The sequence below is a fragment of the Streptomyces sp. NPDC006197 genome (assembly GCF_040613865.1).
GTDB lineage: Bacteria > Actinomycetota > Actinomycetes > Streptomycetales > Streptomycetaceae > Streptomyces.
The window spans coordinates 17925-30615 of record NZ_JBEXSZ010000001.1; the positions used below are offsets into that span (position 1 = coordinate 17925).

Annotated in this window: 6 protein-coding genes and 2 pseudogenes; 3 read left to right on the forward strand and 5 right to left on the reverse strand. The window is 73.1% G+C overall.

What is annotated here, in order from left to right; all coding sequences use genetic code 11:
* Positions 1-302: 302 nt before the first annotated feature.
* From ABZ318_RS00095 to ABZ318_RS00110, 4 genes and pseudogenes are all read right to left on the reverse strand, one after another.
* A pseudogene (locus ABZ318_RS00095) lies at positions 303-569 on the reverse strand (ADP-ribosylglycohydrolase family protein); the annotation flags it as partial.
* Positions 566-1717, reverse strand: coding sequence for an ADP-ribosylglycohydrolase family protein (locus ABZ318_RS00100; protein ID WP_356900197.1), 1152 nt, complete (start codon positions 1715-1717; stop codon positions 566-568). The pseudogene ABZ318_RS00095 and the gene ABZ318_RS00100, both read right to left, overlap by 4 nt.
* Positions 1698-3143 carry an ADP-ribosylglycohydrolase family protein gene (locus ABZ318_RS00105; protein ID WP_356900198.1) on the reverse strand — a complete coding sequence of 482 codons (1446 nt, stop codon included), beginning with the start codon at positions 3141-3143 and terminating at the stop codon, positions 1698-1700. The genes ABZ318_RS00100 and ABZ318_RS00105 overlap by 20 nt, the downstream gene beginning before the upstream one ends.
* Complete coding sequence (locus ABZ318_RS00110; RefSeq protein WP_356900199.1) at positions 3143-4138, reverse strand: ADP-ribosylglycohydrolase family protein; 996 nt, start codon at positions 4136-4138, stop codon at positions 3143-3145. The genes ABZ318_RS00105 and ABZ318_RS00110 overlap by 1 nt, the downstream gene beginning before the upstream one ends.
* Before the next feature lie 252 nt (positions 4139-4390).
* On the opposite strand from ABZ318_RS00110, the gene ABZ318_RS00115 reads away from it, so the two are divergent.
* The 3 genes and pseudogenes from ABZ318_RS00115 to ABZ318_RS00125 all read left to right on the forward strand — a co-directional run.
* A complete protein-coding gene (locus ABZ318_RS00115; RefSeq protein WP_356900200.1) occupies positions 4391-5119 on the forward strand; it encodes a VIT1/CCC1 transporter family protein in 729 nt (242 codons plus the stop codon).
* Positions 5120-5642: 523 nt separating this feature from the next.
* The gene (gltB, locus tag ABZ318_RS00120) at positions 5643-10205 is read left to right on the forward strand and encodes a glutamate synthase large subunit (RefSeq protein ID WP_356900201.1); all 4563 of its coding nucleotides are present in this window, start codon (positions 5643-5645) and stop codon (positions 10203-10205) included.
* A pseudogene (locus tag ABZ318_RS00125) lies at positions 10198-10956 on the forward strand (glutamate synthase subunit beta); the annotation flags it as partial. The gene gltB and the pseudogene ABZ318_RS00125, both read left to right, overlap by 8 nt.
* Before the next feature lie 508 nt (positions 10957-11464).
* Here the strand turns inward: ABZ318_RS00125 and ABZ318_RS00130 are convergent.
* Positions 11465-12082: an RNA polymerase sigma factor gene (locus ABZ318_RS00130; protein ID WP_356900202.1), complete on the reverse strand. Its 618-nt coding sequence runs from the start codon at positions 12080-12082 to the stop codon at positions 11465-11467.
* Between the last annotated feature and the right edge of the window lie 609 nt (positions 12083-12691).

Here is a 12691-nt window from a genome sequence, read left to right on the forward strand (position 1 = left end):
GCCGGGGCGGTGCCCACCCCCGCCCACCCCGTTGTGGGCAATCGTTCCGCTGGGGCGGAACGGGTGGGCACAACGGACGGCGCCCCTTGCCGGCGCCAGAGGCTCCCGCGCCTGAACCCGCACCCCGTTGCGCGCCGCACTGGTGGTGCGGGGCCAGGCGCGGAACGCGGAGGCGCCGCTGAGGGCGCCGTCCCGTGTGCCCACCCGTCCCGCCCTGCGGGACGATTGCCCACACGGGGGTGGGCACCGTCCGCCCTGGCGCGGGCCGACACCGGCGCGGGCGGGGGTTCGGCGGGCACCGTCAGAGCCTGGATCGCGGGGAGGAGCGTGGGCTCGTGGGTCGAGAGGGGCGTGGGGAGGGTCGCCAACGCGTCCAGGAGTTCTTCCGCCAGGGGGCGGAGGTCCGGGCGGGGGACCGGGGACGCGCCGGCCGTCTCCGGGGCCGGGGGGCCGCCCGCCGCCTTCCAGCGGGCCGCCAGGGCGCTCGCGTCGCGGCCGTCCTCCGCCGCCTGGCGGAGTTCGTGGCCCACCAGGTCCTCCGGCTGGACCCAGGTCAGGCGGAGGGTCACCGGTCCCCGCTCGTCAGCGTCGCGAAGGCCGACTCATGGGCTCGGCGCGCTTCCGTGTCCCGGGCGAAGACCTCCCGGGCCACCCGGGCCAGCGCCCTCGCCGGGGCGTGCAGGTCCAGGCGGCTCGCCTCCGCCACCTGCTTCGCCCACTCGGAGGGGACGGCCGGCTCGCCGTGCAGCGCGCCCACGAGCGCGCCCGCCATCGTGGCGATCGAGTCGCAGTCGCGGCCGTAGTTGACCGCGCCCAGGACCGTACGCCGGAAGTCGCCCTCGCCGACGAGCAGCATGCCGAGGGCGATCGGGAGTTCCTCGATCGCGTGCAGCCGGGAGGGGCGGCGGGCACCGAGGGAGGGGGCGCGGTAGTCGGGCCCGACCGTGTCGAAGGGGGCGACCGCCCGGCGGAGGGGCGTGAGGGCGGACTCGAAGTCCGTGTGGCCGGAGGCGACTTCGGCGACCGCCTCGATCGCCGCCCGCGTTCCGTCCTTCGCCAGGGCCAGGGCCGTCTCGACCACGGACGCCGGCGTGGCGTCCGGCGCGCAGGCCGCCGCGACCGCGGCCGCGAAGACCCCCGCCGCCTCCCGGCCGTAGGAGGACTGGTGCGCGCCCGTCAGGTCGATCGCCTCGGCGTAGGCGGCCGTCGGATGGGCGGCGTTGACCAGGCCGACGGGCGCCATGTACATCGCCGCCCCGCAGTTGACGACGTTGCCGTTGCCGGCCTCGCGCGGGTCCACGTGGCCGTAGTGCAGCCGGGCCACGATCCACTTCTCGGCGAGGAAGATCCGCTGGAGGGGCAGCGCCTCGGCCTCCAGTTCCGGGATCCAGACGGGGGAGCCCATGAGTTCGGGGACGAGGTGGTCCGCGACCGCGTACGCGTCGAGGTGGCCGCGGACCTTCTCGTACACCCGGATCAGCGCGTGGGTCATCAAGGTGTCGTCGGTGACGTGCCCGTCGCCCTTGTGGTACGGCGCGATGGGGCGGGCGGTGCGCCAGTCGCCGCCGTTCCAGGGGCCGACGATCCCGGTGACGCGGCCGCCGTGGCGTTCCAGGATCTGCTCGGGGGCGTAGCCCTCGACGGGGCCGCCGAGCGCGTCGCCGACGGCGGCCCCGAGGAGGCTGCCGGTGATCCGGTCATCCAGTGTGGGTGTCATGTCGGAATTGTCCACCCGGGGTGGGCGGTTCCGTGGCTCCGAGCGACCCGGCGAGTTCCACCAGGTCCGTACCCGCGAGCCGGGGCAGCGCACAGCCGGCGAGCGTCCTGCACGCCTCCCGCCAGCTCGCCGGGACCGAACGGCCGCCGCCCAGCGCGCCGGTGAGCGCGCCCGCGAGCGCCGGGGCCGAGTCGGCGACCCGGGAGAGGCAGGCGGCGGCCGGTACCGCCGCCGTCATCTCGCCCCGGGCGGCGGTGGCGAGGGCCAGGGCGACCGGGACGGTCTCGGCGGCGGCGATGCCGTAGCTGTAGACGTGGTCCACGATCTGGTGCTCCAGGAGCGGGACGAGCTCGAAGGCCGAATCGGCGGCCCGGGCCAGCTGCACGGCGTGCCGGGCGTTGCGGCCGATCTCGGTGACGGGCGGGAGTTCGGCGAGCGCCGCCTCCACGGCCTCGTCGACCGCCGCCCCGCCGAGGGCCGCGGCGACGGCCGCCGCCGTCGCCCGGGCACCGTGGACGCCGTCGCCGTCCTGCGTGTACCGGGCGTCGAACTCGGCGAGTTCGGCGGCGGCGCGGGGGTCGCCCGGGTGGACCAGGGCCAGGACGGCGGCCCGGACGCAGGCCGCGTCGTCGAAGTAGTGCGGGTTGTCGTGGCCCGTGGCGGGCGGGCGCAGGCCGGTGGCGAGGTTGCCGAGGCCCGCGCGCACCGAGATCCGGGCGCGGAGGGGGAGTACGGCCGACTCGACCTCGGGGGCGCGGTCGGCCGCGGCGGCGACCTGTCCGGCGAGGGCGTTCCAGGCGAGGTCGACGGCGGCGCGGAGCCGGCGGTCCGGGGGAAGCCCGGCGAAGACCGGGCCGGAGGCGGCGAGGACGGCCTCAGCGGTGAAGACCGCCCACTCGGCGTCGTCCGAGGGGCCGAGACGGAGGGGCTCGGGGGGCTGGTTGAGGGCGATGGGGACGGGGAGGGTGGTCGTCGCGTTCTGCTCGGCGAAGGTGTCGAGTTCGCGGGTGAGGCGGCGGGTCCATTCGGGCATGCGGGCGGCGCGGTGCCTTGCGGCGGGCCAGCCGGCGGCGTCGCCCGCGGCGATCCCGAGGAGCAGGCCCTCGACCGCGTCGCGGGTCGCCCTGGCCTGGGCGGCCGGCGCCGGGACCTCGTGGGCTCCGCCCCAGGAGCCGGTGCCGTGGGCCGGGGCGGAGTCCTGGAGCGTGCCGACGGCCGGGGCGATGCCGTGGGCCGGGGCCGGGGTCTGGAGCGCGTCGACCGTCGGTGTGCGGTCCGGCACCGGGGTCGGGTGCAGCAGGGCGTCGACCGCTGGGACGGTGTCCGGCACCGGGGGCTGTGCCCACCCGTCCCGCCCCGCGGGACGATTGCCCACAGCTGGTGCAACGGCGGCCGCGGCGGTCGGCGGCGTCGGGTCCGTACTCATCAGGACTCTCCCTCCGAAGTGAGGAGGTCCGCCACGTCCAGGACGTGGTAGCCGCGCATCGAGGGGAGGCAGCTGCCGGTGACCGGGGCGATGGCCGCGGCCCAGTCGGCCGGGATCGCGTTCGTGCCGCCCGCCGCGCCGGCCAGGGCGCCCGCCACCGCCGCCGTCGTGTCGGCGTCGCGGCCCATGTTGACGGCGGTGAGGACGGCCGTGCGGAAGTCCCCCCGGGCCGCCGCGAACGCGCCGAACGCCAGGCCCACCGCCTCCGGGGCCAGGTCCGTCCAGGGGTAGCCGCCGATGACGACGGCCGAGCGGACCTGCCGCTCGCGGGTGAGCGGGTCCGGCTGGACGCGCTGGGCCGCGACGACCGCGCGGCGCAGCGAGCGGGCCGTCCAGGAGTCCATCGGGACGACCGAGAGGGCCGCCGCGATCACCGACGTGACGGTCGCTCCCGCCATCGCCGCCGCCACGCCCGCCGCCACCGCCTGGCCGCCGTAGATGCCCTCGCCGTCGTGGCTGACGCTGCCGTCGATCGCGACGAGCCGGGCCGCCTCCGCGGGGCGTCCGGCCGCGAAGACCCCGAAGGGGGCGGCCCGCATGGCCAGCCCGTCCGACCAGGCGTGGCGGTGCTGGGCGGAGATGGGGGCCGCCAGGCCCCGGCGGAGGTTCTCCAGGGTGCCGCGCTCGGAGAAGCCCGCGCCGCGGAAGGGGCCTTCGTCGAGGTCGGCGATCCAGTGGTGCCAGGCCCGTTCGACGTGGTGGACGGTGAGGGCGGAGCCGTGCCGGGCGAGGAGCAGGCCCGAGAAGATGGCGTACTCCGTGTCGTCGGTGCCGGCGGGGCTGTCCGTCACGAATCCTTCGATGCGGCCCCAGCGGCGGCGGATCTCGGAGGGCCGCATGTTCTCGGCGGGCGCGCCGAGCGCGTCGCCGACGGCGAGGCCGAGGAGCGCTCCTCTCGCCCGTTCACGCGTGTCGCAGGCCGTGCTGGTCACCATCTCGCGCCCCTTCCTCGACGGGGGCGCCGACAGCGGCGCCCCGATGCCTGGATCTGTGCCACCACGGGCCGCGAACTCGCCGAAGAAACGTCTCTGTCACCCGGCTGACATCCCGCCAGGTTGGGGTGCCCTCACTGAGGCGGGCCTTAGTAAGTACGGCCTGGCTTGCTGGCGCGCCCCTTACATCGGGCGTATTTTCGATGTGTTGGGGGCGGCGGATGCATCCAGGCCCGCCGGAACGAGGGGAGAACCATGTCCATCATCGAAGCCCAGGCGCCACTGCACGAGGCCCACCGCGACAACCACACGCACCGCGACGTGAACGGCGGTTGGCTGCGCCCGGCGGTGTTCGGCGCGATGGACGGTCTCGTCTCGAACCTCGCCCTGATGACCGGTGTCGCCGGTGGCGCGGTCTCCTCGGGGACCGTCGTCATCACCGGCCTCGCGGGCCTCGCGGCCGGAGCCTTCTCCATGGCGGCCGGCGAGTACACCTCCGTCGCCTCGCAGCGCGAGCTCGTCCAGGCGGAACTGGACGTCGAGCGCCGTCAGTTGCGCAAGCACCCGGTCGACGAGATGGAGGAGCTCGCCGCGCTCTACGTCTCCCGCGGCGTCGAGCCCGCTCTCGCCCGCGAGGTCGCGATGCAGCTGTCGAAGGACCCCGAGCAGGCGCTGGAGATCCACGCCCGCGAGGAGCTCGGCATCGACCCGGACGACCTGCCGTCGCCGATGGTCGCCGCCGTCTCGTCCTTCGGCTCCTTCGCGCTCGGTGCGCTCCTCCCCGTCCTGCCGTACCTGCTCGGGGCGACCGCGCTCTGGCCGGCCGTGCTGCTCGCGCTCGTCGGGCTCTTCGCCTGCGGCGCCCTGGTGGCCCGGGTGACCGCCCGCGGCTGGCTCTTCAGCGGTATGCGCCAGCTCGTCCTGGGCGGGGCGGCCGCGGCCGTCACGTACGGGCTCGGCATGCTCTTCGGGGCCGCGTTGTAGCCCCCGTGAAGGCCGGTGCGGATTCCGTGCCGGGCCGGTACGGATTCCGTACCCGTACAGAAGACCGAGAGGCTCCCCAAAGGGACCTCTCGGTCTTTTCGTGGCACCCTTTCGGGACATAGGCCCCGGAATGGTTGTGACGTATATCCCTGGTCGGATCCGCCGGGGCGATGAGACACTATGCAGGACGCCACATATGTAGCCGGTTACTCGGCGGTTTCGAACCCGTGACCAGTGGGAAAGAGGCCTGAGCGTCACCGGGCAACGAAGCCCACTCTCAGCGACGGGTCGCCGGAGTCCCGAAGAACCTCCGGACCTCCGATCCGTCCCCCGCGGGACAGTTCCTGTCGCCGCACCCCACAGGTGAACCCACACCATCGCTGCGTATCGGTGATGTCCGCATGTTGGAATGAGCTATCCACTTCGCGAGAAGCCAGCCATCATGTAACCTGCACGAAATTTCGCGGAGGGCCAACGTCGTCCCTCGGCAGCTCCATATGCCACGACGACGACGGGAGAGCCGATGCGTTCCGACGCCTGGTCGCCCATGGACGGTCGCCCCGCTGCACAGGGGATGTACGACCCCCGTAACGAACACGACGCCTGCGGTGTCGGGTTCGTGGCCACCCTCACCGGTGTAGCCAGCCACGCGCTGGTCGAGCAGGCGCTGACCGTACTGCGCAACCTCGAGCACCGCGGCGCCACCGGCTCCGAGCCCGACTCCGGCGACGGCGCCGGCATCCTGCTCCAGGTCCCGGACGCCTTCCTCCGCGAGGTCGCAGAATTCGAGCTCCCCGAGGCCGGCGCGTACGCCGTCGGCATCGCCTTCCTCCCCGAGGACGGCACCGACGAGACCGTCGCCCAGATCGAGACGATCGCCGCCGAAGAGGGCCTGAACGTCCTCGGCTGGCGCGAGGTCCCCGTCGCCCCCGAGCTGCTCGGCGCCTCCGCCCGCGCCACCATGCCGGTCTTCCGCCAGCTCTTCGTGGCCGACGGCGAGAACACGGGCATCGCGCTCGACCGCAAGGCCTTCGTCCTGCGCAAGCGCGCCGAGCGCGAGGCCGCGACGTACTTCCCGTCGCTCTCCGCCCGCACCATCGTCTACAAGGGCATGCTGACCACCGGCCAGCTGGAGCCCTTCTTCCCGGACCTGTCGGACCGCCGCTGCGCCACCGCCGTGGCCCTGGTCCACTCCCGGTTCTCCACCAACACCTTCCCGAGCTGGCCGCTGGCCCACCCGTACCGCTTCGTCGCCCACAACGGTGAGATCAACACCGTCAAGGGCAACCGGAACTGGATGACGGCCCGCGAGGCCCAGCTCGAGTCCACCGTCTTCGGTGACGGCGCGCTGGAGCGGATCTTCCCGATCTGCACCCCGGACGCCTCCGACTCGGCCTCCTTCGACGAGGTCCTGGAGCTCCTCCACCTCGGCGGCCGCTCCCTGCCGCACGCGGTCCTGATGATGGTCCCGGAGGCGTGGGAGAACCACGAGACCATGGACCCGGACCGCCGCGCCTTCTACCAGTACCACTCCACGCTGATGGAGCCCTGGGACGGCCCGGCATGCGTCACCTTCACCGACGGCGTCCAGGTCGGCGCGGTCCTCGACCGCAACGGTCTGCGCCCCGGCCGCTACTGGGTCACCGACGAGGGCCTCGTCGTCCTCTCCTCCGAGGTCGGCGTCCTCGACATCGACCCCGCCAAGGTCGTCCGCAAGGGCCGCCTCCAGCCCGGCAAGATGTTCCTCGTCGACACCGCCGAGCACCGCATCGTCGAGGACGACGAGATCAAGGCCGCCCTCGCCGCCGAGCACCCCTACGCGGAGTGGCTGGAGACCGGCGAGATCGAGCTCTCCGACCTCCCCGAGCGCGAGCACATCGTGCACACCCACGCCTCGGTCACCCGCCGCCAGCAGACCTTCGGCTACACCGAGGAAGAGCTCCGCGTCATCCTCGCGCCGATGGCCCGCACGGGCGGCGAGCCGCTCGGCTCCATGGGCACGGACTCGCCCATCGCGGCCCTGTCGGCCCGCCCGCGGCTGCTCTTCGACTACTTCACGCAGCTCTTCGCGCAGGTCACGAACCCGCCGCTGGACGCCATCCGCGAGGAGCTGGTGACGAGCCTGCGCTCCTCGCTCGGCCCCGGCAGCAACCTGCTCGACCCCACCGCCTCGTCGTGTCGCAGCGTCACCCTGCCCTTCCCGGTGATCGACAACGACGAGCTGGCCAAGCTCATCCACATCAACCACGACGGCGACATGCCCGGCATGAAGGCCGTCACCCTCTCCGGCCTCTACCGGGTCTCCGGCGGCGGCGAGGCCCTCGCCGCCCGCATCGAGGCCATCTGCGCCGAGGCCGACGCGGCGATCGAGGGCGGCGCCCGCCTGATCGTCCTCTCCGACCGGCACTCCGACGCCGAGCACGCGCCGATCCCGTCGCTGCTGCTCACCGCGGCCGTCCACCACCACCTCATCCGCACCAAGCAGCGCACCAAGGTGGGTCTGCTCGTCGAGGCCGGTGACGTCCGCGAGGTCCACCACGTCGCCCTGCTCATCGGCTACGGCGCCGCCGCGGTCAACCCGTACCTCGCCATGGAGTCCGTCGAGGACCTGGTCCGCGCCGGCACCTTCATCGAGGGCCTGGAGCCCGAGCAGGCCATCCGGAACCTGATCTACGCGCTGGGCAAGGGCGTCCTCAAGGTCATGTCCAAGATGGGCATCTCCACCGTCGCCTCCTACCGCGGCGCCCAGGTCTTCGAGGCCGTCGGCCTCGACGAGACCTTCGTCGCCACGTACTTCAACGGCACGGCCACCAAGATCGGCGGCGCCGGCCTTGACGTCGTCGCCAAGGAGGTCGCCGCCCGCCACGCCAAGGCGTACCCCGTCTCCGGCGTCCCCTCGGCGCACCGCGCCCTGGACATCGGCGGCGAGTACCAGTGGCGCCGCGAGGGCGAGCCGCACCTGTTCGACCCGGAGACCGTCTTCCGCCTGCAGCACGCCACGCGCACCAAGCGGTACGACATCTTCAAGAAGTACACGGAGCGGGTGAACGAGCAGTCCGAGCGCCTCATGACGCTCCGCGGCCTCTTCGGCTTCGCCACCGAAGGCCGTACGCCGATCTCGATCGACGAGGTCGAGCCGGTCTCCGAGATCGTCAAGCGCTTCTCCACCGGCGCCATGTCGTACGGCTCCATCTCCCGCGAGGCGCACGAGACGCTCGCCATCGCCATGAACCAGCTGGGCGCCAAGTCCAACACCGGCGAGGGCGGCGAGGACCCGGATCGCCTGTACGACCCGGTGCGCCGCTCCGCGATCAAGCAGGTCGCCTCCGGCCGCTTCGGCGTCACCAGCGAGTACCTGGTCAACGCCGACGACATCCAGATCAAGATGGCCCAGGGCGCCAAGCCCGGCGAGGGCGGGCAGCTGCCCGGCCACAAGGTCTACCCGTGGGTCGCCAAGACGCGTCACTCGACGCCCGGCGTCGGCCTCATCTCGCCGCCGCCGCACCACGACATCTACTCCATCGAGGACCTGGCCCAGCTGATCCACGACCTCAAGAACGCCAACCCGGTCGCCCGCATCCACGTGAAGCTGGTCTCCGAGGTCGGCGTCGGCACGGTCGCCGCCGGTGTCTCCAAGGCCCACGCGGACGTCGTCCTCATCTCCGGCCACGACGGCGGTACGGGTGCCTCGCCCCTCACGAGCCTGAAGCACGCGGGCGGCCCCTGGGAGCTCGGCCTCGCCGAGACCCAGCAGACGCTGCTGCTCAACGGCCTGCGCGACCGGATCGTCGTCCAGACCGACGGCCAGCTCAAGACCGGCCGCGACGTCGTCATCGCCGCGCTGCTCGGCGCCGAGGAGTTCGGTTTCGCGACCGCGCCGCTCGTCGTCTCCGGCTGCGTCATGATGCGCGTCTGCCACCTCGACACCTGCCCGGTCGGCATCGCCACCCAGAACCCGGTCCTGCGCGACCGCTTCTCCGGCAAGGCCGAGTTCGTCGTCAACTTCTTCGAGTTCATCGCCGAGGAGGTCCGCGAGCTCCTCGCCGAGCTGGGCTTCCGCACCCTCGAAGAGGCCGTCGGCCACGCCGAGCTCCTCGACACCAGCAAGGCCGTCACGCACTGGAAGGCCCAGGGCCTCGACCTGGCCCCGCTGTTCCACGTGCCCGAGCTGCCCGACGGCGCGGTCCGCCACGCCCTGATCGAGCAGGACCACGGCCTGGAGAAGGCCCTCGACAACGAGCTGATCGAGCTCGCCGCCGAGGCCCTGAACGCGCCCTCCGCCGAGGAGGCCCAGCCGGTCCGCGCCCAGGTCGCGATCCGCAACATCAACCGCACGGTCGGCACCATGCTCGGCCACCAGGTGACGAAGAAGTTCGGCGGCGCCGGCCTCCCGGCCGACACCATCGACATCACCTTCACCGGCTCCGCCGGCCAGTCCTTCGGCGCCTTCCTGCCGGCCGGTGTCACCCTCCGCCTGGAGGGCGACGCCAACGACTACGTCGGCAAGGGCCTCTCCGGCGGCCGCGTCATCGTCCGCCCGGACCGCGGCGCCGACCACCTGGCCGAGTACTCGACCATCGCGGGCAACACCATCGGCTACGGCGCGACCGGCGGCGAGCTGTTCCTCCGCGGCCGCACCGGCGAGCGCTTCTGCGTCCGCAACTCCGGCGCCCTGGTCGTCTCGGAGGGCGTGGGCGACCACGGCTGCGAGTACATGACCGGTGGCACGGCGGTCGTCCTCGGCGAGACCGGCCGCAACTTCGCGGCCGGCATGTCGGGCGGTGTCGCCTACGTGATCGACCTCGACCGGGACAACGTCAACTCCGGGAACCTGGAGGCGATCGAGGCCCTGTCGGACACCGACAAGGCGTGGCTGCACGACGTCGTGCGCCGCCACTTCGAGGAGACCGGCTCCACGGTCGCCGAGAAGCTCCTCGCCGACTGGGACGCCGCGGCGGCCCGGTTCAGCAAGATCATCCCCACCACGTACAAGGCCGTGCTCGCCGCCAAGGACGCCGCTGAGCTCGCCGGTCTCTCCGAGGCCGAGACCACCGAGAAGATGATGGAGGCTGCGTCCCATGGCTGACCCCAAGGGCTTCCTGACCACCGGGCGCGAAGTCGCCCAGACCCGACCGGTGGGCGAGCGCGTCAGGGACTGGAACGAGGTCTACGTCCCCGGCTCCCTGCTGCCGATCATCAGCAAGCAGGCCGGCCGCTGCATGGACTGCGGCATCCCGTTCTGCCACAACGGCTGCCCCCTCGGGAACCTGATCCCCGAGTGGAACGACTACGCCTACCGCGAGGACTGGTCGGCGGCGCAGGAGCGCCTGCACGCCACCAACAACTTCCCGGAGTTCACCGGCCGCCTGTGCCCGGCGCCCTGCGAGTCCGCGTGCGTGCTCGGCATCAACCAGCCGGCCGTCACCATCAAGAACGTCGAAGTCTCCATCATCGACAAGGCCTGGGACGCGAACGACGTCAAGCCGCAGGTGCCCGAGCGCCTGTCCGGCAAGACCGCCGCCGTCATCGGCTCGGGCCCGGCGGGCCTCGCCGCGGCCCAGCAGCTGACCCGGGCCGGCCACACCGTGGTCGTGTACGAGCGTGCCGACCGCATCGGCGGCCTGCTGCGCTACGGCATCCCCGAGTTCAAGATGGAGAAGCGGCACATCAACCGCCGCATCGAGCAGATGCGCGCGGAGGGCACCAAGTTCCGCACCGGCATCGAGATCGGCCGCGACCTGACGGCGACGGACCTGCGCAAGCGGTTCGACGCCGTGGTCGTCGCCGCCGGTGCCACCACCGCCCGCGACCTGCCCGTCCCGGGCCGGGAGCTGAACGGCCCTTCTCGGCGGCACGGCAGAGGGCGTCACGGCTCCTGCCGGGGAGCTCTGCGAGATCCTTCTCCGGGCGCAGGGGAGCGGTCGTGCCGGGCGGTGCGGAGGTGCGGGCCGCGCCGCTGCTCGTACCGACCGGCGCGCCCGGCTTCACGGGTTCGGGCGTGGAGCGGGTCGGGCGCGGTGCGGAGGGCGGGGTGGTGGTGCCGAGGAAGCGCTCGGGCAGGTGGCCGGCGGCGACCGCCACGCCGCCGAGGGTCACGCTCGCGACCAGCGCGGCCACGGTCGCCTTCAGCGGACGTCGGAGGTGCCGCCGCTCGGCGGCCGGGGTCCAGTCGTCGCGGTCGCGGGTGGGCAGTGACGCGTGGAGCCCCGCGTCACGGGCCTCCCGGAAGGCGGCGAGAGCGCCCTCCTCGCCGGCGACGCCGCCGCTCCCGTCTCCCCGCTCGCCGCTCAGAGCGGCTCTCAGCAGCTCCGCCGGATCTCCGTCCCGCGGTTCGTCACGCATCCGTCACCTCCCCCTCCCCGTGAGCTGTTTCGCAAGTCGCCTCAATCCCCTATGTGCGGCGGACCGTACCGCACCGGGACGCTTGCCCAGCACTCGGGCGGCCGAAGGGCCGTCGAGACCGACGACGACCCGGAGCAGCACGGCCTCGGCCTGGTCCTGCGGGAGGCCCGCGACGAGGGCGAGCGCCCGCTCCGTCGACAGCGCGTCCAGCGCCTCGTCGGCCGCGTCGGCGGCGGCCGGGAGTTCGAGGAGGTCCTGCTCGAACCGGGCGGGCCGGGGCCTGGCCCGTACGCGCCGCAGGTGGTCGAGGGCCCGGTGGCGGGCGATGGTCGCGGTCCAGCCGCGGAAGCCCGCGCCGTCGCCGCGGAACCGGCCGAGGTCCCGGGCTATCTCCAGCCACGCGTCGGAGGCGACGTCCTCGGCGTCCTCGGCGACGATCCCGCGCAGATAGCCGAGCAGTCCGGGATGGACGATCCGGTAGGCCTCCGCGAACGCCCCCTCGTCCCCCCGCCGGGCCCGCTCGACGGCCTCGGCGAGGCGGGCGTCACCGTCCGGACCGGACCGGGCGTCGCCCTCAGGAGTGTGTGCCGTGGCGGGCGCGTGCCCCGTTCCCTCGCCCACCGACCTCTTCACACCCCGTACACCCACGAACCCCGGTCCCCACGGAACAACCGGAGGACGTCCATCCTGTCAGACGGCCGACAGACCTTTCCCGACAGGCTGTCGGGGTGGCGGAATCCGCCGGGTGTTCCAGCGGATCGGCCCCGCGAAACATCACGGGCCGGCAGAGTGACCCTGATCACAGCGGTGACGAACGCTCTCTGGCCCAAGCCGAGTTGCTGGAGCATGGAGGGGCGCCAAAGCGCCCATAAGCGGTCACCGGTCGATGGATCCAGCCAGCCTCGGGGGGCGAGCACAAATTTCACACAATCCCTCTTCATACCGGCCCGCGATGCTCTAGATTGACCGTGCTTCAGCTGTTCGGGCACGAGGCGACCACTAACGATCCATAGGTCCGGTACTGCGGAAGGCCACGAGCCACTCCGCGGCGCCGGACATGGGGACGATCGATTCCGGGGGCCCGCGAGGGGCGTCGGGTGCGGGGAGCACCCGGGGTCTCAGCGGATTTCCGCGCACCTCAGGTGCGCCGGCGGGGCGGACGAGTCCGCTGCCGCCGGGACGAGTTGTCGAAGCAGCTCTGGAAGAGCCGGGATGTCATGCGCCGGGGAG